The 19,367-nt window shown below is 53.8% G+C and carries 17 protein-coding genes; 11 read left to right on the top strand and 6 right to left on the bottom strand.

Annotation, left to right across the window (positions count from 1 at the left end):
- Window positions 1-36: 36 nt before the first annotated feature.
- The 4 genes from speFL to H7R58_RS06975 all read left to right on the top strand — a co-directional run bounded on the left by speFL (window position 37) and on the right by H7R58_RS06975 (window position 4,429).
- Window positions 37-141 (top strand): leader peptide SpeFL, encoded by a 105-nt coding sequence (gene speFL / locus H7R58_RS06990; protein WP_106924658.1) that lies wholly within the window; start codon window positions 37-39, stop codon window positions 139-141.
- A 243-nt stretch (window positions 142-384) separates the two neighbouring features.
- Window positions 385-2,580: an ornithine decarboxylase SpeF gene (gene speF / locus H7R58_RS06985; protein WP_106924659.1), complete on the top strand. Its 2,196-nt coding sequence runs from the start codon at window positions 385-387 to the stop codon at window positions 2,578-2,580.
- Window positions 2,577-3,893, top strand: coding sequence for a putrescine-ornithine antiporter (gene potE, locus H7R58_RS06980; protein ID WP_182934681.1), 1,317 nt, complete (start codon window positions 2,577-2,579; stop codon window positions 3,891-3,893). Before speF ends, potE begins: the two co-directional genes overlap by 4 nt.
- Before the next feature lie 62 nt (window positions 3,894-3,955).
- Entirely contained in the window at window positions 3,956-4,429 is a 474-nt protein-coding gene (locus H7R58_RS06975) for a pyridoxamine 5'-phosphate oxidase family protein (RefSeq protein ID WP_106924661.1), read from the top strand.
- 72 nt (window positions 4,430-4,501) lie between these two features.
- Here the strand turns inward: H7R58_RS06975 and pgm are convergent, their stop codons facing one another.
- Window positions 4,502-6,142, bottom strand: coding sequence for a phosphoglucomutase (alpha-D-glucose-1,6-bisphosphate-dependent) (gene pgm / locus H7R58_RS06970; protein WP_106924662.1), 1,641 nt, complete (start codon window positions 6,140-6,142; stop codon window positions 4,502-4,504).
- Between the two features lie 38 nt (window positions 6,143-6,180).
- Window positions 6,181-6,753, bottom strand: coding sequence for a replication initiation negative regulator SeqA (seqA, locus tag H7R58_RS06965; RefSeq protein ID WP_182929283.1), 573 nt, complete (start codon window positions 6,751-6,753; stop codon window positions 6,181-6,183).
- A gap of 182 nt (window positions 6,754-6,935) precedes the next feature.
- Between seqA and ybfF the strand changes: the two genes are divergently transcribed.
- The 4 genes from ybfF (at window position 6,936) to fur (ending at window position 9,549) form a co-directional block, all read left to right on the top strand.
- A complete protein-coding gene (gene ybfF, locus H7R58_RS06960; protein WP_182929284.1) occupies window positions 6,936-7,700 on the top strand; it encodes an esterase in 765 nt (254 codons plus the stop codon).
- A gap of 129 nt (window positions 7,701-7,829) precedes the next feature.
- A complete protein-coding gene (gene ybfE / locus H7R58_RS06955; RefSeq protein ID WP_106924665.1) occupies window positions 7,830-8,123 on the top strand; it encodes a LexA regulated protein in 294 nt (97 codons plus the stop codon).
- 150 nt (window positions 8,124-8,273) lie between these two features.
- On the top strand, window positions 8,274-8,804 hold the full coding sequence (fldA, locus tag H7R58_RS06950) for a flavodoxin FldA (RefSeq protein WP_064548295.1): 531 nt from the start codon (window positions 8,274-8,276) through the stop codon (window positions 8,802-8,804).
- 292 nt (window positions 8,805-9,096) lie between these two features.
- Window positions 9,097-9,549 carry a ferric iron uptake transcriptional regulator gene (fur, locus tag H7R58_RS06945; protein ID WP_106924666.1) on the top strand — a complete coding sequence of 151 codons (453 nt, stop codon included), beginning with the start codon at window positions 9,097-9,099 and terminating at the stop codon, window positions 9,547-9,549.
- 121 nt (window positions 9,550-9,670) lie between these two features.
- Here the strand turns inward: fur and chiQ are convergent, their stop codons facing one another.
- The 4 genes from chiQ to nagE all read right to left on the bottom strand — a co-directional run bounded on the left by chiQ (window position 9,671) and on the right by nagE (window position 15,708).
- Window positions 9,671-10,009 (bottom strand): ChiQ/YbfN family lipoprotein, encoded by a 339-nt coding sequence (chiQ, locus tag H7R58_RS06940; protein ID WP_106924667.1) that lies wholly within the window; start codon window positions 10,007-10,009, stop codon window positions 9,671-9,673.
- 50 nt (window positions 10,010-10,059) lie between these two features.
- Window positions 10,060-11,466 carry a chitoporin ChiP gene (gene chiP, locus H7R58_RS06935; RefSeq protein ID WP_106924668.1) on the bottom strand — a complete coding sequence of 469 codons (1,407 nt, stop codon included), beginning with the start codon at window positions 11,464-11,466 and terminating at the stop codon, window positions 10,060-10,062.
- Window positions 11,467-11,913: 447 nt separating this feature from the next.
- Window positions 11,914-13,572, bottom strand: coding sequence for a glutamine--tRNA ligase (glnS, locus tag H7R58_RS06930; RefSeq protein WP_182934680.1), 1,659 nt, complete (start codon window positions 13,570-13,572; stop codon window positions 11,914-11,916).
- A 186-nt stretch (window positions 13,573-13,758) separates the two neighbouring features.
- Window positions 13,759-15,708, bottom strand: coding sequence for a PTS N-acetyl glucosamine transporter subunit IIABC (nagE, locus tag H7R58_RS06925; RefSeq protein ID WP_182929285.1), 1,950 nt, complete (start codon window positions 15,706-15,708; stop codon window positions 13,759-13,761).
- 341 nt (window positions 15,709-16,049) lie between these two features.
- Between nagE and nagB the strand changes: the two genes are divergently transcribed.
- The 3 genes from nagB to nagC are packed head-to-tail and all read left to right on the top strand — an operon-like array spanning window position 16,050 to window position 19,285.
- Window positions 16,050-16,850, top strand: coding sequence for a glucosamine-6-phosphate deaminase (gene nagB, locus H7R58_RS06920; RefSeq protein ID WP_106924672.1), 801 nt, complete (start codon window positions 16,050-16,052; stop codon window positions 16,848-16,850).
- Between the two features lie 57 nt (window positions 16,851-16,907).
- Entirely contained in the window at window positions 16,908-18,056 is a 1,149-nt protein-coding gene (gene nagA / locus H7R58_RS06915) for an N-acetylglucosamine-6-phosphate deacetylase (RefSeq protein WP_106924673.1), read from the top strand.
- Window positions 18,057-18,064: 8 nt separating this feature from the next.
- Entirely contained in the window at window positions 18,065-19,285 is a 1,221-nt protein-coding gene (gene nagC, locus H7R58_RS06910; RefSeq protein WP_182928313.1) for a DNA-binding transcriptional regulator NagC, read from the top strand.
- Window positions 19,286-19,367 lie beyond the last annotated feature (82 nt).

Below are 19,367 nucleotides of genomic sequence, written 5' to 3'. Positions count from 1 at the left end.
GACTCCGCCTTAAGATATTCATCGGAGGGATACGAAATGGAAAACAATAACCGACAAATGCCCCATATCCGGCGGACAACACATATTATGATGTTTGCCCACCGTAATAGCTTCGACTTTCACTTCTTTAACGCCCGATAAGTCTTCCGACTTCGGGCGCCTCGCAGTATTTCCTTGTAAATACAGGCATACCGCCTGCTGCCAGCGCTCGCTCTGACAAACCTGTTTCTTCCGGCCACCGGACCGGTAGGGTTTGCCATATTCTGAAAAAAGCAACGCCCTGATTTTATTGTCAGCGGGATCGTCTTGCTTTTTTTCCGGCGATATCAATTTCTCTTTCGAGTAATTGACGGACTGCTATTACCTAAAATGAAGAGTCGAAAAATGTCTGAATTAAAAATTGCCGTAAGTCGTTCATGCCCGGACTGCTTTACTACCCAGCGCAGTATTATCAACACCTGTGACACCCACTTTATTGATGTCGCGGCCGCCGTATTATCAATTGAAGACGTTGAGTGCGGTAAACTCGATGAAATAGATGCCACGGGTTATAACCTGCCCGTCTTCATTGCTATTAATAAAGATCAAATCGTTCCTTCTGAATATCTCTCACGTATTCAAGGGGTATTTGAGCACGATGAAACCCGTAACGACTTCTACGGCCGCCAGCTGGAAGCCGCTGCGCACAAATATGAAGTGAATCTGCGCCCGCCGTTCTTCAGCGCACTGGTCGACTACGTAGCACAGGGCAACAGCGCATTTGACTGCCCGGGGCACCAGGGCGGTGAATTCTTCCGCCGTCACCCTGCCGGTAACCAATTCGTTGAATACTTTGGTGAAACGCTTTTCCGCTCTGACCTGTGCAACGCCGACGTCGCGATGGGTGACCTGCTGATCCACGAAGGCGCACCGTGCATTGCCCAACAGCACGCAGCCAAAGTCTTTAACGCGGATAAAACCTACTTCGTACTGAACGGGACCTCTTCGTCTAACAAAGTGGTGCTGAATGCGCTGCTGACCCCGGGCGATTTGGTGCTGTTTGACCGTAATAACCACAAATCAAACCACCACGGCGCGCTGCTGCAGGCTGGTGCAACGCCGGTGTATCTGGAAACCGCACGTAACCCGTACGGCTTTATCGGCGGTATTGATGCCCATTGCTTCGAAGAACGCTACCTGCGTGAGCTGGTTGCCGAAGTTGCACCGAACCGCGCGCGCAACGAGCGCCCGTTCCGTCTGGCGGTCATTCAGTTAGGGACCTACGACGGCACCATTTACAACGCACGTCAGGTCGTTGATAAAATTGGTCACCTGTGCGATTACATCCTGTTCGACTCCGCGTGGGTAGGCTACGAACAGTTTATTCCGATGATGGCCGACTGCTCGCCGCTGCTGCTTGAACTCAACGAGAACGATCCGGGTATTCTGGTCACCCAGTCGGTGCATAAACAGCAGGCTGGTTTCTCCCAGACCTCGCAAATTCATAAAAAAGACAGCCATATTAAAGGCCAGCAGCGTTATGTTCCGCACAAACGTCTGAACAACGCCTTTATGATGCACGCGTCCACCAGCCCGTTCTACCCGCTGTTTGCCGCGCTGGACGTGAACGCCAAAATGCATGAAGGCCAGGCCGGCCGCAATATGTGGATGGACTGCGTCGCGAACGGTATCGAAGCACGTAAGCTGATTCTCGACAACTGCCGCCATATTCGCCCGTTTGTGCCTAACGACGTTGACGGCAAACCGTGGCAGTCCTGGCCGACCGAGCAGATTGCTAACGATCTGCGCTTCTTCCACTTCGTACCGGGCGAACGCTGGCATGGTTTTGAAGGCTACGCCGAACATCAGTATTTCGTCGACCCTTGCAAACTCCTGCTGACCACGCCGGGGATTGACGGCAACGGCGAATACGACACCTTCGGCGTACCGGCAACCATTCTGGCGAACTACCTGCGCGAACACGGCGTAGTGCCGGAAAAATGCGACCTCAACTCTATCCTGTTCCTGCTGACACCGGCCGAAGATATGGCCAAACTGCAGCAGCTGGTTGCGCTGTTGGTGCGCTTTGAAACGCTGCTGGAAGCCGATGCGCCGCTGAAAGACGTTCTGCCGTCGCTGTACGGGCAGCATAAAGATCGTTACGAAGGCTACACTCTGCGCCAACTGTGCCAGGAAATGCATAACCTGTACGCCCGCCATAACGTGAAACAACTGCAGAAAGAGATGTTCCGTAAATCACACTTCCCGCGCGTCAGCATGAACCCGCAGGAGGCCAACTTCGCTTATATCCGTGGCGAAGTCGATTTGGTGCCGCTGTCCATGGCGGAAGGCAAAATCGCCGCAGAAGGTGCTCTGCCGTATCCTCCTGGCGTGCTGTGCGTTGTCCCGGGCGAAATCTGGGGTGATTCCGTACTGCGCTACTTCAAAGCGCTGGAAGAAGGGATCAACCTGCTGCCGGGCTTCGCGCCAGAACTGCAAGGGGTATATATCCAGGAACATGATGGCCGCAAAGAAGTGTGGTGCAACGTGATTAAGACTCAGCAGCCGCAACCGGCGCTGCTGAAAGGGGAGAAATTATGAGCACAGCCAAAAATAAGATGGGTGTTGTTCAGCTCACCATCCTGACGATGGTGAACATGATGGGCTCCGGTATCATTATGCTGCCCACCAAACTCGCTGAAGTCGGCACCATCTCCATTATCTCCTGGCTGGTCACCGCCGTCGGTTCGATGGCGCTGGCCTGGGCCTTCGCTAAGTGCGGGATGTTCAGTAAGAAATCCGGGGGCATGGGCGGCTACGCCGAGCATGCCTTTGGTAAGTCTGGCAACTTTATGGCCAACTATACCTACGGGGTTTCACTGCTGATTGCCAACGTGGCGATTGCTATCTCCGCTGTGGGTTACGGCACCGAGCTCTTCGGTGCCACGCTGAGCCCGGTGCAAATCGGGCTGGCCACCATCGGTGTCCTGTGGATCTGTACGGTCGCCAACTTTGGCGGTGCACGTATTACCGGGCAGATCAGCAGCATTACCGTCTGGGGGGTGATTATCCCGGTTGTCGGCCTGTGCGTCATCGGCTGGTTCTGGTTCAGCCCGACCATGTATGTCGAATCCTGGAACCCGCACCATGTACCGTTCTTTAGCGCCGTTGGCTCGTCTATCGCCATGACGCTGTGGGCCTTCCTCGGTCTGGAATCGGCCTGCGCCAACGCCGACGTGGTTGAAAACCCGGAACGTAACGTCCCGATCGCCGTACTCGGCGGGACGCTGGGGGCTGCGGTGATTTACATCATTTCCACCAACGTGATTGCCGGGATTGTGCCAAACATGGATCTGGCCAACTCAACCGCACCGTTTGGCCTGGCCTTTGCGCAGATGTTCACGCCGGAAGTCGGTAAAGTGATCATGGCGCTGATGGTGATGTCCTGCTGCGGTTCGCTGCTCGGCTGGCAGTTCACCATCGCCCAGGTCTTCAAATCCTCTGCGGACGAAGGCTACTTCCCGAAAGTCTTTTCACAGGTCAGCCATGCAGATGCACCGGTGAAAGGCATGCTGGTGATTGTGATTATTCAGTCTGGCCTATCGCTGATGACCATCAGCCCGTCGCTGAACAACCAGTTTAACGTACTGGTTAACCTGGCGGTGGTGACCAACATCATTCCGTACATCCTGTCGATGGCGGCGCTGGCGATTATCCAGCGGATGGCAAACGTACCGGCGGGCAAAGCGCGTATGGCTAACATCGTGGCGTTTATCGGCGCGATGTACAGCTTCTACGCCCTGTTCTCTTCCGGCGAAGAAGCGATGCTGTACGGTTCCATCGTGACCTTCCTCGGCTGGACGCTGTACGGTCTGGTATCACCGCGCTTTGAATTGAAAAACAAACACGGTTAATCATCCGGCCGGGCTGTAGTCCCCCTGCAGCCCGGCCCCTTCTTTGTGATAAGACAGCCATCATGAGCAATCCCGAACGCATCATCAGCACCGCAGAAAAAATCATTCCCCTGATTCAACGCCAGCAAATTTGCCGCATCGCGCTTAACGACGAGCGCAGCCCGTATATTGTGCCGGTCAACTTTGGTTATACCTATGAGGACGAACGCTGGACGTTCTTTTTCCACGGTGCCCGCACCGGAAAAAAGATGCGTTTACTGCGTAAAGACCCGCACATCAGCCTTGAAATCGATGGCGATCACGGGTTAATTCCGGCACCAGAGGCCTGTGATTTTAGCTTCGCGTATTCCAGTATCATCGCCAGCGGCCGGGCGACTATCTTACATGACCGTGAAGAGATGATACGCGGGCTGGACGCGATCATGCGTCAGTCGGCGCCGGGGCAATCCTTTGACTATCGGGAGGACATGATGAAGGCTGTTTGCGTCGTGCGTCTCGATTGCCAGACCTTAACCTGCCATCAGCACACCGCGTGATCAAAAAAGGAGCCTTTCGGCTCCTCAGAGTACAGGCCTACAGGAGACGTAGGCCAGATAAGCGAAGCGCCATCAGGCGTTTTTCAGTACTTCGCTAACAATTTCAACCGCTTCTTTCTCGATCTGCTGACGATGCTCAGCGCCAAGGAAGCTTTCGCAGTAAATTTTGTAGGCATCTTCCGTACCGGACGGACGCGCAGCGAACCAGCCGTTGTCAGTCATGACTTTCAGACCGCCGATTGACGCACCGTTACCCGGCGCAGCCGTCAGACGAGCGGTGATCGGATCGCCCGCCAGCGTGCTGGCGCTTACCATTTCCGGAGAGAGCTTAGACAGCGCCGCTTTCTGTGCGGACGTTGCGCTAGCCTGCAAACGGTTGTAGCTCGGCGCACCGAAGCGTGCGGCCAGCTCGTTGTAGTGCTCCTGCGGATTCTTACCGGTAACGGCGGTAATTTCTGCCGCCAGCAGGCACATGATGATGCCGTCTTTATCGGTTGACCACGGCGTGCCGTCGAAACGCAGGAAAGACGCGCCCGCGCTCTCTTCACCGCCAAAGCCGAAGCTACCGTCAAACAGACCGTCAACAAACCATTTGAAGCCCACCGGTACTTCTACCAGCTTACGCCCCAGGTCGTTCACCACGCGGTCAATCATAGCGGAAGAGACCAGCGTTTTACCGACCGCGACCTCTTTGCCCCACTGAGGACGGTGCTGGAACAGGTAGTTGATGGCCACCGCCAGGTAGTGGTTCGGGTTCATCAGCCCTGCCGGAGTCACGATACCGTGACGGTCGTAGTCCGGGTCATTGGCGAACGCCAGATCAAACTTATCGCGCAGCGCCAGCAGGCCAGCCATCGCACACTCGGAGGAACAGTCCATACGGATAGCGCCGTCTTTGTCGAGGTGCATAAAGCGGAACGTCTGGTCAACGTGATCGTTGACGATAGTCAGGTTCAGGTTGTAGTGCTTCGCGATACGTTTCCAGTATTCAATACCGGAGCCGCCGAGAGGATCGACGCCCAGCGTCAGACCGGCTTTCTGGATAGCCGCCATATCGACGATATCCGCCAGCCCTTCAACAAACGGCTGCACCAGATCCACTTCTTTCACGTGACCCGAGGCCAGCGCGGCATCATAAGAAATACGCTTAACGCCAGCCAGATCGGCGGCGAGCAGCGCATTGGCGCGGTCTTCAACCACTTTAGTGACGTTGGTATCAGCCGGACCACCGTTTGGCGGGTTGTACTTGATGCCACCGTCTTCCGGCGGGTTGTGGGACGGCGTAATCACAATGCCGTCAGCCAGCGGGCCGCCTTTTTTATTGTGTACCAGGATAGCGTTGGAAACCGCCGGTGTCGGCGTGAAACCATTGTCTTCCTGCACAATAACATCCACCCCATTGGCGGCTAACACTTCAAGAACGGAGATAAACGCCGGCTCAGAGAGCGCGTGCGTATCCTTCCCGACGAAGCATGGGCCCGAAATTCCGTTTTTCGCGCGCTCTTCAGCAATCGCCTGGGCAATGGCCAAAATATGCTTTTCATTGAAGCTGTGACGACCTGCACTACCGCGGTGACCGGAGGTCCCGAATTTCACCGCATGTTCCGCATTGCTCACGTCCGGCTGCAGCACGTAGTACTGCGCAGTCAGTTGAGCGACGTTGATCAAATCACTCTGCTGTGCGGGTTGACCCGCACGGGTATGGTTTGCCATTGCCTGGTCCTTCTTATGCAAGGGTTAGATTGTCAGTATTAGATGGTACCGCAAACCTTTTCAATCAATTCCGCCGGGAATTGCATTGACTGCATGATGTGTTCGACCATGCTGCATTTACGGCCCGTATTGGTATTAGTGATAACCCAGTATGGCGTATCCGGAACCTGTTTCGGTTTGGTCTGGCTGCCGTTTTTCAGCAGCGTTTGCTCATTTTCGGCAAAGTAGACGCGGGTACGGCCGTGAAGGGATTCGGTGGCTTCGGCGAACGCCTGGTTGTCCAGCGAATAGAGCGTGGTCAGCACCAGCATAAAGCGATTTACCGCCTTTTTCTGCTCAGCGTATTCGTCAGAAAGCAGCAGCTCGCGCATGGCGCGAACTTTATCTTTGGCGGTTTTGACCGCTTTTACCTCAGCAACGGGGGTAGCCGCCGGAGCCGGAGCGGCAACGGGTTCGGCTTTGACGACCGGCGCGACAGCAGCGGCTGCCGGCTGGGAAGCGGCGGAGAATTTCAGCATACGCCGTAAAATGTCGGACGCGCTCTCGCCAATGCGCAGAGTGTGGGCTGCAATATAGCGATAGAGCTCGTCATCAACTTCGATCGTTTTCATCTTAATCCGGTGCAATTATTTTTCTGTATACAGTTTATTGGGATTATAAAGTCAAAACCCAACAGCGGGTAGCGCCAAACCAGGGGGACGGCAAAATTCGGATGAGTTCCTCACTTCCCCCTGCGCGTTAGAATGCTCAACATGATACCCTAACCCGACAATGCGAAAAAAAGAACTTTGCTATGAAATTGAATTTCCGAGCGCAAACTGCACAAAACCTGCACAATAATTCCCCCATCGTTCTGGTTCACGGCCTGTTCGGCAGCCTGGATAACCTGGGCATCCTGGCGCGTGACCTGGTTTCTGACCACGACATCATTCAGGTCGATATGCGTAACCACGGATTGTCGCCTCGCGCCGACGAGATGAACTATCCGGCCATGGCGCAGGATCTGCTGGATACCCTGGACGCCAACCAGATTGAAAAAGCCACGCTGATTGGCCATTCCATGGGCGGTAAAGCCGTCATGGCGATGACCGCGCTGGCTCCGGAGCGGATTGACCGCCTGGTCGCGATCGATATTGCGCCGGTGGACTACCACGTGCGCCGTCACGATGAGATTTTTGCCGCCATTAACGCCGTCACCAGCGCCGGAGTTGCCACTCGCCAACAAGCGGCAACGGTCATGCGCGAGTATTTGCATGAAGAAGGCGTCATTCAATTCCTGCTGAAGTCGTTCGTTGACGGCGGTTGGCGCTTTAACGTACCGGTGCTGTGGGAACAATACCCGCATATCGTGGGCTGGGAGGCCATTCCGGCCTGGGATCATCCGGCACTGTTTATTCCCGGCGGCAACTCGCCGTACGTTACGGAAGCCTACCGCGCCGATCTGCTCGCCCAGTTCCCGCAGGCCAGAGCGCACGTCATTGCCGGTGCAGGGCACTGGGTGCACGCGGAAAAACCGGATGCGGTACTGCGTGCCATCCGCCGCTACCTCGCAGAGTGATTAAAAATGCATCGACCGCGCGTCAGAATGGCCGTGGTCGTTGGCGTGCGGGCCCCACTGTTGTATGATTGCGCGCTGTCTGCATCGGGCACCGCCCGGTAGCTTGTTTCCCCGAAGTCACTCTGAACCATGGCAAAAGAACAAACGGACCGTACGACATTAGATTTGTTCGCAAATGAGCGTCGGCCGGGAAGACCCAAAACCAATCCGCTTTCGCGTGACGAACAGCTCCGCATTAATAAGCGCAATCAGCTCAAACGCGATAAAGTTCGCGGGCTTAAGCGCGTCGAGCTCAAACTGAACAGCGACGCCGTTGATGCGCTTAACGAGCTGGCAACTGCCCGTGACATGAGCCGTAGCGAACTCATCGAAGAAATTCTGATGAGCCAGTTAGCCCTGTTGCACGGACAGGGGAACGTCTGAAAAATCCCCCAGAACACACTTTCATGTAGCAGAGTGTGCAGTCCGGCACGATAGCTGTTTCCGCACGCTTCTCTGTTCTGCTATGATTGCCCTTATCTGTGGGCAATAAGCCACCACCATATCATTAAGTTTCAAGAGGTTATTTTACTCATGGCAATCGTTGGCATCTTCTTCGGTAGCGACACCGGGAACACCGAAAATATCGCAAAAATGATTCAAAAACAGCTTGGTAAAGATGTCGCAGACGTTCACGACATTGCCAAGAGCAGCAAAGAAGACCTGGCGGGCTACGATATCCTGCTGCTGGGTATCCCGACCTGGTACTACGGTGAAGCACAGTGCGACTGGGATGATTTCTTCCCATCACTGGAAGAAGTGGACTTCAACGGTAAGCTGGTTGCGCTGTTCGGCTGCGGCGATCAGGAAGATTATGCGGAATACTTCTGCGATGCGCTGGGCACCATCCGTGACATCATTGAACCAAACGGCGCCACCATCGTCGGCCACTGGCCGACCGCGGGCTACCATTTTGAAGCCTCTAAAGGTCTGGCCGATGACGACCACTTTGTCGGTCTGGCCATTGACGAAGATCGTCAGCCGGAGCTGACCGCAGAGCGCGTTGAAAAATGGGTTAAACAGGTCGCGGAAGAACTGCACCTGGACGAAATTAAAAACGCCTGATGATAATGAGGCGCAATTATGAAATTGCGCCTCATTAATAGGTAAAAGCAATCAAAATAATAGCTACATTTTTTTAACTTTTTAGCGCATACCTGTACAATATCTTCTGATTTAGCGCGGTCTCATCGGGAGTTTGTCGATGAAGCCTCGTTTTTGAAAGCTTAGTTTACCCAAGTCTTGCTGTTTTCATTTCAATAGGGTCATTCTATAATGAGACGCATTAAAACGGGTGAATTCTCTGTGATACTTTCGCTGATGGAAGTTAATCGTTTAGCAACAGGACAGATTCCGCATGACTGACAATAATACCGCATTAAAGAAGGCTGGCCTGAAAGTCACACTTCCACGGTTAAAGATCCTGGAAGTGCTTCAGGGGCCGGACAACCACCATGTCAGTGCGGAAGACTTATACAAACGCCTGATCGACATGGGTGAAGAAATTGGTCTGGCGACGGTTTACCGCGTCCTGAACCAGTTTGACGATGCTGGCATCGTTACCCGTCATAACTTTGAAGGCGGCAAATCCGTTTTCGAACTGACCCAGCAGCATCACCACGATCACCTGATCTGCCTTGATTGCGGGAAAGTGATCGAGTTCAGCGATGATTCCATTGAAGCTCGCCAGCGTGAAATCGCCGCGAAGCACGGTATTCGCCTGACTAACCATAGTCTTTATCTGTACGGCCACTGCGCTGAAGGCGACTGCCGTGAAGATGAACACGCTCACGACGCCGTAGAAAAATAACGCGTCGTCTTCGTTAAAAACCAGCGCTATCCGCTGGTTTTTTTTCGCCTGCCGTCAGATATTGGCCATAAAAAAACCGCTGCAAGCAGCGGTTTTTTCATTGATTAGCGTGGCGGAATATTTATTTTTGCGCAGGAGTATTGTTGCTGCGAATTTCCTGCCACATTTTATCGCATTTGGCTTTTACCGCCTGGTCGTTACCGGTACGGGTTGCCTGAATGCACTGCTGATAATCCAGCACGCGCACGCTTTCCTGGTTAGCAAACTGCTGGTGCTGCTTCTCTTGTTTCAGCACGTTCAGCACGCTTTGGCAGGCTTCGATTTTATCCGGATTACCCTGCGCGGTGTTGATACAGGCGCTGTAGGCATCCTTCAGTTTGCTGTCTTCTTTTGGCGCTGGCGGCTGAACACAGGCGGTCAGCCCTGCGGCCATCAGAGCAACCATAATCAGTTTTTTCATACGATGAGCCTCTTAGCGGCGGCAGAGGTCTCCCCCTGCCGCATCATGCATCAGAAAATAGTGAACGGAGCGATAACCATGAATTTCACGTCGCGCTCATCCTGGAAGATGTTGCCGTAACCACCGCCCCAGCTCGGGATATCGGAGTGGTTGTCATACTGAGTGAAGTGCAGTTTGAAGAGCGTACCCTTCGCGCGGCCTTCCTGTACGGTGTACATCGCATCCAGACTGTATGCAGACTCTCTGATAGTGTTGTTTTTGTTGTAGTAAGCATCCGGGTTGCTCTGCCAGGTCGCTGGCTTCGCATCCCATGCATAGACATAGGAAGCCCCTACTGCCCAGCCCGGCAGGTTCCAGTTCTTCAGGTCATACATGGTACCGAAGAAGACCGCCTTTTCGCCGTTGGCGTTGAAGTCAGAACGGTTATCCCACCAGATATCCAGACGACCGTTGGACGATGCGTAGGTCGGGGTCATACGTTGCAGGAAGTAACCCTGCTGACCGTCGGCCTTAACCCAGGTCCCTTCCAGGCGGAAGTCAAAGACTTCGTTCAGCTTGTAGCCGAATGTCAGCGCCTGCAGCCAGGCGGTGCCATCATAGATATCGTTTACGCTGCCGTCGTTAACCTTGTCGCGCGTACCGTAGAACTGGTAGCTGGTGGTCAGCGGGCCGCCAGGAATATCAAACTTGTAGCTGGCTTTGGCGAAGTACTGATCAACATACCCTTCCGCCTGACCGAATGCCGCTTCCAGCACCAGGTTGTTTTTGAAATCATATTTCGCACCAACGGAGTGCAGATAATCAACCTTGGTCTTCTTATCGGCCTGATAGAAGTCGTCCATCTCCAGGTGCCACGGCGCTTTATACTCGTTGGTCCACATGTACGAGAAGCTCAGCGCACCGTTGTCGCCGTAGTCGAAATTCGCCCCGGCTTCAGCACCCTGATAGGTACCCGGCATAAAGCTCCAGTGCGGCGCCAGCAGGGTTTGACCGGTTGGCTGAATGTAACCGGCACGTGCCCAGGTTGGGCCCAGTTTAAATTTAGCTGCCGCTTTATACAGGCTGATACCGCTCTTATCGCCGCTGTAATCTTCGCTGTAACCTTTGTTTTTCGACGAGAAGGCAATTTCGTTCGGGTGGCCACTTTCGCTGCTTTCCGCCATTTCAATTGCGGTAAACGCCGCAATATCAATACCGAACATGTCAGCCGCATAGCCAGACTGGAAATCAAGGTTAGCGTTCCAGGTGGAGTGGGAAAGGTTGGTTTTATATTTGTCGTGGTCGGTCACATCTTTACGGTCACGTTCACGCTGCCAGTAATAGACGCCACCGGTCAATGTTGAATCATCAATAAACCCTTCCGCTTTGGCTTCCGGGGTCATTGCAAAACCTGAGAGAGCTGTCACACCGGCGATAGCCAGCGCCAGCGTACTACGTTTGCCACTAAACGTACGCATAGTTATATCCTCTTTGACTTTTAAAATGCCGCCGCAAAGCAGAGGCAAAAAATAAAACTTAAAAAAAATGAACTTCTGGAAAAAGATATTTAGTACACGGATAGACTATTTTTCGCGACGCGAATTATCAATCCTTTTCCGCAACAAGAGTGCAGGATTATGACAAAGCGCACATATTTGGTTTCAATGTGTAACGTAATGCGTTATTAACATTTATCTACGCCAACCCTTGCGGGGCCTGAGTGGAATGTTAATGAGACCGTTTACATTCAGAATGTGTGATGGGAGTTGTGAAAAAAAACGAACGTATCAGACCCAGGATATTACTATTAATTCGCTCTGCGAAATGATAAGTCATCATGAACGATACGGGGACAAAATTGCCCTCCTGATTCTGGCGTAAAAAAAACGCCGCAAAAGCGGCGTTTTTTATTCTGCTGACTGAGCTTAGCCCGCCCAGGTATCACGTAAACCGACGGTACGGTTAAAGACCAGCTTATCCGCGGTGGTGTAGCGGCTGTCGAGACAGAAGTACCCCTCACGCTCAAACTGATACGCTTTACCGGCCTCTGCGGCCTGCAGAGACGGTTCGGCATAGCCCTGCTTGATGACCAGCGACTCAGGGTTCATCACCGCGAGGAAGTCTTCCGCAGCGCCCGGATTCGGCACGCTGAACAGACGGTCATACAGACGAATTTCTACCGGTAGCGCATGCGCGGCGCTCACCCAGTGAATCACGCCCTTCACCTTGCGACCATCGGCCGGATCTTTGCTCAGGGTATCGGCATCGTAGGTGCAGAAGATGGTGGTGATATTGCCTTCAGCATCTTTCTCCACGCGTTCTGCTTTCACGACGTAGGCGTTACGCAGGCGAACTTCTTTGCCCATCACCAGACGCTTGTACTGTTTGTTCGCTTCTTCACGGAAGTCGGCGCGATCGATCCAGATTTCCGCACTGAACGGCACGTCGCGGCTGCCCATCTCCGGCTTATTCGGATGGTTAGGCATGGCGACCATTTCGCTTTCGCCCTGCGGGTAGTTTTCGATAACCAGCTTAACCGGATCGATAACCGCCATCGCGCGCGGCGCATTTTCGTTCAGATCTTCGCGAATGCAGGATTCCAGCGATGCCATCTCAATGGTGTTGTCCTGCTTGGTCACGCCGATGCGTTTACAGAACTCACGGATGGACGCGGCGGTGTAGCCACGACGACGCAGACCGGAGATGGTCGGCATACGCGGGTCGTCCCAACCTTCTACGTGTTTTTCCATGACCAGCTGGTTCAGCTTGCGCTTGGACATCACGGTGTATTCCAGATTCAGGCGCGAGAATTCATACTGACGCGGGTGAACCGGAATGGAAATGTTGTCCAGTACCCAGTCGTACAGACGACGGTTGTCCTGGAATTCCAGCGTACACAGCGAGTGGGTAATGCCTTCCAGGGCATCGCTGATGCAGTGGGTAAAGTCGTACATCGGGTAGATGCACCACTTGGTGCCGGTCTGGTGGTGATCGGCAAATTTAATGCGGTACAGCACCGGATCGCGCATGACGATAAACGGCGACGCCATATCGATTTTCGCGCGCAGACAGGCGGTACCTTCCGCAAAGCCGCCGGTACGCATTTTTTCGAACAGCGCCAGGTTCTCTTCCACGCTGCGATCGCGGAACGGGCTGTTTTTACCCGGTGCGGTTAGCGTGCCGCGGTACTCGCGGATCTGTTCTGGGGTCAGTTCGTCAACGTAGGCCAGGCCTTTATTGATGAGCTCTACCGCGTATGCGTGCAGCTGATCGAAGTAATCCGAGGAATAGCGAACGTTGCCAGACCAGTGAAAACCTAACCACTCGACGTCATTTTTGATGGAGTCAACGTATTCGATGTCTTCTTTGACCGGGTTGGTGTCATCGAAACGCAGGTTGCACTGGCCCTGGTAGTCTTGCGCAATGCCGAAGTTCAGGCAGATGGATTTCGCATGGCCGATGTGCAGATAACCATTCGGCTCTGGCGGAAAACGAGTATGCACCGTGGTGTGCCTACCGGTAGCCAGATCTTCATCAATGATCTGACGAATAAAGTTAGTCGGGCGGGCTTCAGCCTCACTCATCTTGGATTCCTCAAAGCGTAAACAACGTATAACGGCACATGATCTTATAAGCGGCGCTAAGAGACAACTATTAGTTGCACAAAAATGGCGTCTCTCTGGTGTATATGGGGGGATTTACGACAAAAAAAAGCGGCGGAGGATCTCCCCCCGCCGCTTAAGGCATTAATCTACTTTACTCAGGAGCGATTACTTACCTTTAATCTCATACAGCGGCGTTTGCCCTGCAACGACGTGACCTTCAGCCTTAATCACCAGGCCGCCGAAATCATCGCTGTTGCTGCACACCACCGGGCTAATCATTGAACGCGCGTTCGCGTTCAGGAAGTCCAGATCCATTTCCAGGATAGGCTGGCCTGCCGTCACTTCCGCACCTTCTTCAACCAGGCGTTTAAAGCCTTTCCCTTCCAGCGCAACGGTATCGATACCCATATGGACAACGATTTCCGCACCTTTGTCTGTTTCCAGACAGAACGCATGGTTAGTGTTGAAGATTTTCACAATGGTGCCCGCAGCCGGGGAAACGACAATTTTGTCCGTCGGTTTCACCGCGACGCCGTCACCAACCGCTTTGCTGGCGAACGCTTCATCAGGTACCTGCTCCAGCGCCACCACATCACCGGTAATCGGAGAAACCAGGGTTTCTACGGTTGCGGCATTCGCCACAGCCTGCGGTTTTGCCGCCGCCGGTGCTGCCGGTGTAGCGCTGTCCGCTGCCGCTGCGGCAACCGGGCCACGCGCAACCACTTTCTTCATGGCGTCGCCGATAGATTCCGCTTTCGCACCCACGATAACCTGGATGGTTTGCTTGTTCAGTTTCACTACGCCGGAGGCGCCGAGACGTTTACATACGGCATCGTTCACTTTCGCAGAGTCAGCAACGGTCAAGCGCAGACGGGTAATGCAGGCGTCAATCGCTTTCAGGTTGTCAGTGCCCCCTACGGCGGCAATGTAGTTAGTGGCCAGCTGGTTCAAGCCTTCTTCGGTGTTGCTGTTTGCTTCTTCAGTTACCACGCTGTCGTCTTTATCTTCACGGCCCGGCGTTTTCAGGTTAAACATGCGGATAACCACGCTGAACAGTACGAAGTAGATAACGAAGAACACCAGACCCATTACCACCAGCATCCAGACGTTCTTACTTGCTGCCGGCAGGCTGTACATCAACACGTAGTCGATGGCGCCAGCGGAGAAGGAGAAGCCCGCGTGGATACCCAGCAGCGTAGCGATAAACAGGCTTACGCCGGTCAGAATCGCATGCAGGAGGTACAGTACCGGTGCCAGGAACATGAACAGGAATTCCAGCGGCTCGGTCACACCGGTCAGGAACGCGGTGACCGCGACGGACAGCAGCATACCGCCAACCATCGGACGACGTGCTTTCGGTGCTGCGAAGTACATCGCCAGCGCCGCACCCGGCAGACCGAACATCATGATCGGGAAGAAGCCGGACATGAACATCCCCGCAGTGCCGTCACCCGCATAGAAGCGGTTGATGTCACCGTGGAAGACCGCACCCGCCGCGTTGGTGAATTCACCAATCTGGAACCAGGCGATAGTGTTCAGCACCTGATGCAGACCGGTTGGGATCAGCAGACGGTTAATGAAACCAAAGATACCGGAGCCCAGCGCGCCAGCGCCCACGATCCATTCACCACCTGCGTGGATGGCGTTCTGCACCGGCGGCCACACGTAGCCGAAGATAGCAGCCAGTACCAGGCAGAAGAAACCGGTGGCGATCGGCACGAAACGTTTACCGCCGAAGAAGCTCAGGAAGTCAGGCAGTTTGATGCCCGCCCAACGGTTGTACGTCGCACCCGCAACCAGACCGGTGATGATACCGGCCAGTACCCCCATGTTAATCGCTGGGTTGATGGTAACCATTGCTTTGGTCAATACGAAATAACCTACTGCGCCCGCCAGCGCTGCCGAACCCGCGTTGTCTTTCGACCAGCTGGATGCCACACCGATAGCGAAGATTAGCGCCAGGTTATCAAAGATAGACCCACCGGCCTGCGCAATAAACGCAACGTTCAGTAAATCTGGCTGACCGAATCGCAGCAACAGCGCCGCCACCGGCAGCACGGCGATAGGGAGCTGTAAGGCCCTACCTAGTCGCTGGAAAAAACCTAAAATATTCATCTTATTCCCCCTACGAGACCCCGACACGGCTCATTTAAGCCATTTTTTATTGTGTAAAAAAGCATGACACTGTGATGTCTTGTAAACTGCATACACACCTGTTCAGGCATCAGAGTGTGTGAAAGTTTAATTCGTATCGCAAATTAAACACGTGTTTTTTGTGACTACAGTCACCAAATATTGTTATCACCACTCCCTTTTACTGGCTAACACTGAAAACTTATTTTATCATTCAAAAAATCAAAACGGATTGCTCCCTATCGATGCAAACAGGTTACGCTTAGAGAGTGCACGGAGACGCCATCCGCCAACTTCTTACATTTTACATTTTGAGGTGAAGAATGAGACTGATTCCTCTCGTTAACGCTGAACAAGTCGGCAAATGGGCTGCTCGCCACATCGTTAACCGCATCAATGCGTTTAAACCCACCGCCGACCGCCCGTTTGTCCTCGGCCTGCCAACCGGCGGTACCCCGCTGGCGACTTATAAAGTCTTAGTCGAAATGCATAAAGCGGGCCAGGTTAGCTTCAAGCACGTCGTCACCTTCAACATGGACGAATATGTTGGCCTGCCGAAAGAGCATCCGGAAAGCTACTACAGCTTCATGCACCGTAACTTCTTCGATCACATCGATATTCCTGAAGAAAATATCAACCTGCTGAACGGTAACGCGCCGGACGTGGATGCCGAATGCCGCCGCTACGAAGAAAAAATCCGCTCTTACGGTAAAATCCACCTGTTTATGGGCGGCGTGGGTAACGACGGTCACATCGCGTTCAACGAGCCAGCGTCTTCGCTCTCTTCGCGTACCCGTATCAAAACGCTGACTCACGAAACGCGCGTAGCCAACTCTCGCTTCTTCGATGGCGACGTAGCGCTGGTGCCTAAATATGCGCTGACCGTGGGCGTGGGTACTCTGCTGGATGCCGAAGAAGTGATGATTCTGGTGCAGGGCGCAACGAAAGCGCTGGCGCTGCAGCAGGCGGTAGAAGGCAACGTTAACCACATGTGGACCATTACCTGTCTGCAGCTGCACCCGAAATCACTGATCGTCTGTGACGAACCGTCCACGATGGAACTGAAGGTGAAGACCCTGAAATATTTCACTGAATTAGAAGCTGAAAATATTAAAGGTCTGTAATGTATTATCGTCCCGCGCTCCGTCGCGGGACAACATTTTTGAATACCGGGGGTCGTAATGTATGCATTAACCCATGGCCGGATCTTTACCGGTCACGAAATTCTGGATGACCATGCGATTATCATCGCCAATGGCCTTATTGAACGTGTTTGCCCACTGGCTGATGTACCCGCGAACGTCGAACAGCGTTCCGTTAATGGCGCCATTATCGCCCCGGGCTTTATCGACGTTCAGCTTAACGGCTGCGGCGGCGTACAGTTCAACGATACCGCCGAGGCGGTTACCGTTGAAACGCTGGAAATTATGCAAAAAGCCAACGAAAAGTCGGGCTGCACAAACTTCCTGCCGACGCTTATCACCACCAGCGACGATCTGATGAAACAGGGCGTGCGCGTGATGCGTGAGTATCTCGCTAAACACCCGAACCAGGCGCTGGGCCTGCACCTTGAAGGCCCGTGGCTGAACCTGGTGAAAAAAGGCACCCACAATCCGGACTTCGTGCGCAAGCCGGATGCTGAGCTGGTGAAATTCCTTTGCGATAACGCCGACGTCATCACCAAAGTCACCCTGGCACCCGAAATGGTAGAACCGGAAGTCATTACCGCGCTGGCAAATGCCGGTATCGTGGTTTCTGCCGGTCACTCTAACGCCACGGCGAAAGAAGCGCGCATCGGTTTCCGCGCGGGTATTACCTTTGCTACGCATCTGTTTAACGCGATGCCGTATATGTCCGGCCGTGAACCAGGCCTGACCGGCGCCATTCTCGATGCCAACGAAATTTACTGCGGAATTATCGCCGACGGTCTGCACGTCGACTTTATTAATATCCGTAACGCCAAGCGCCTGAAAGGCGATAAGCTGTGCCTGGTCACCGACGCCACCGCGCCGGCAGGTGCCAATATTGAGCAGTTCATTTTTGCCGGTAAAACAATATACTACCGCAATGGGCTCTGCGTAGATGAGAACGGTACCCTCAGCGGCTCATCGTTGACGATGATCGAAGGTGTACGCAATCTGGTCGAGCACGCGAATATCGCGCTGGACGAAGTGCTGCGCATGGCGACGCTCTACCCTGCCCGCGCCATTGGCGTCGACAAACGCCTTGGCAGCATTGGGCCAGGCAAAGTCGCGAACCTGACCGCATTTACGCACGACTTTAACATCATCAAGACCATCGTTAATGGCAACGAGGTCGTTACTAAGTAAGAGAAAGTATGACATCAGGCGGACAAGCTCAAATTGGTAATGTTGACCTCGTAAAACAGCTAAACAGCGCGGCCGTTTACCGCCTGATTGACCAGCATGGGCCAATCTCGCGTATTCAGATTGCCGAGCAAAGCCAGCTTGCTCCCGCCAGCGTGACCAAAATCACGCGTCAGCTTATTGAACGCGGGCTGATCAAAGAAGTCGATCAGCAGGCCTCCACCGGAGGCCGCCGCGCTATCTCTATCATCACCGAAACCCGCAACTTCCACGCGATTGGTGTGCGCCTGGGCCGTCACGACACGACGCTGACGCTGTACGATCTGAGCAGTAAAGCCGTCGCAGAAGAACATTATCCGCTGCCGGAGCGCACCCAGGAGACGCTGGAACATGCGCTGCTTAATACCATCGCCACCTTTATTGAATCGTGCCAGCGTAAAATCCGCGAGCTGATTGCGATTTCCGTCATTTTACCCGGTCTGGTTGACCCGGAGAGCGGCGTGATTCGCTATATGCCGCATATTCCGGTAGAGAACTGGCGGCTGGTTGAAGCGCTGGAAAAACGTTTTAAAGTGACCTGCTTTGTCGGCCACGATATCCGCAGCCTGGCGCTGGCCGAGCACTACTTTGGTGCAAGCCAGGACTGTGAAGACTCCATTCTGGTGCGCGTGCATCGCGGCACCGGTGCGGGCATTATCTCCAACGGGCGCATTTTTATCGGCCGTAATGGTAACGTCGGTGAAATTGGTCATATTCAGGTCGACCCGCTCGGTGAACGCTGTCACTGCGGCAACTTCGGCTGTCTGGAGACCGTTGCCGCCAACGCCGCTATCGAACAACGCGTACGTCATCTGCTCGAACAGGGCTATCAGAGCCGGGTTACGCTTGATGACTGCCATATCAAAACCATCTGCAAAGCCGCCAATAAAGGCGACCCGCTAGCGACCGAAGTCATTGAACACGTTGGTCGCCATCTGGGAAAAACCATCGCCATTGCCATCAACCTGTTTAACCCGCAGAAAGTGGTGATTGCCGGTGAAATCATCGAGGCCGACCGCGTACTGTTGCCCGCCATTGAAGGCTGCATCAACACGCAGGTTTTAAAGGCCTTTCGCAAGAATCTACCGGTTGTGCGTTCAACCCTCGACCACCGCTCGGCTATCGGCGCTTTTGCGCTGGTCAAACGCGCGATGTTGAACGGTATCCTGCTACAGCATTTGCTGGAAGGGTAGTCGCAAACCGGCAAGTAATGCGTTGCAACTGTTGATGTGGCGCAAATCTTTATATCAGCGTATCTGGACACACCGCTCGCCT

This window comes from Klebsiella sp. WP4-W18-ESBL-05, from assembly GCF_014169075.1.
GTDB classification, from domain to species: domain Bacteria; phylum Pseudomonadota; class Gammaproteobacteria; order Enterobacterales; family Enterobacteriaceae; genus Kluyvera; species Kluyvera ascorbata_B.
This window is presented reverse-complemented; position numbering and strand designations above follow the sequence as displayed.

Coding starts and splice junctions, on each gene's coding strand:
- nagB (WP_106924672.1), top strand. CDS start 16,050: ATGAGACTGATTCCTCTCGTTAACGCTGAACAAGTCGGCAAATGGGCT.
- speF (WP_106924659.1), top strand. CDS start 385: ATGTCTGAATTAAAAATTGCCGTAAGTCGTTCATGCCCGGACTGCTTT.
- nagA (WP_106924673.1), top strand. CDS start 16,908: ATGTATGCATTAACCCATGGCCGGATCTTTACCGGTCACGAAATTCTG.
- nagC (WP_182928313.1), top strand. CDS start 18,065: ATGACATCAGGCGGACAAGCTCAAATTGGTAATGTTGACCTCGTAAAA.
- speFL (WP_106924658.1), top strand. CDS start 37: ATGGAAAACAATAACCGACAAATGCCCCATATCCGGCGGACAACACAT.
- seqA (WP_182929283.1), bottom strand. CDS start 6,753: ATGAAAACGATCGAAGTTGATGACGAGCTCTATCGCTATATTGCAGCC.
- ybfF (WP_182929284.1), top strand. CDS start 6,936: ATGAAATTGAATTTCCGAGCGCAAACTGCACAAAACCTGCACAATAAT.
- nagE (WP_182929285.1), bottom strand. CDS start 15,708: ATGAATATTTTAGGTTTTTTCCAGCGACTAGGTAGGGCCTTACAGCTC.
- fur (WP_106924666.1), top strand. CDS start 9,097: ATGACTGACAATAATACCGCATTAAAGAAGGCTGGCCTGAAAGTCACA.
- potE (WP_182934681.1), top strand. CDS start 2,577: ATGAGCACAGCCAAAAATAAGATGGGTGTTGTTCAGCTCACCATCCTG.
- fldA (WP_064548295.1), top strand. CDS start 8,274: ATGGCAATCGTTGGCATCTTCTTCGGTAGCGACACCGGGAACACCGAA.
- pgm (WP_106924662.1), bottom strand. CDS start 6,142: ATGGCAAACCATACCCGTGCGGGTCAACCCGCACAGCAGAGTGATTTG.
- chiQ (WP_106924667.1), bottom strand. CDS start 10,009: ATGAAAAAACTGATTATGGTTGCTCTGATGGCCGCAGGGCTGACCGCC.
- ybfE (WP_106924665.1), top strand. CDS start 7,830: ATGGCAAAAGAACAAACGGACCGTACGACATTAGATTTGTTCGCAAAT.
- glnS (WP_182934680.1), bottom strand. CDS start 13,572: ATGAGTGAGGCTGAAGCCCGCCCGACTAACTTTATTCGTCAGATCATT.
- chiP (WP_106924668.1), bottom strand. CDS start 11,466: ATGCGTACGTTTAGTGGCAAACGTAGTACGCTGGCGCTGGCTATCGCC.
- H7R58_RS06975 (WP_106924661.1), top strand. CDS start 3,956: ATGAGCAATCCCGAACGCATCATCAGCACCGCAGAAAAAATCATTCCC.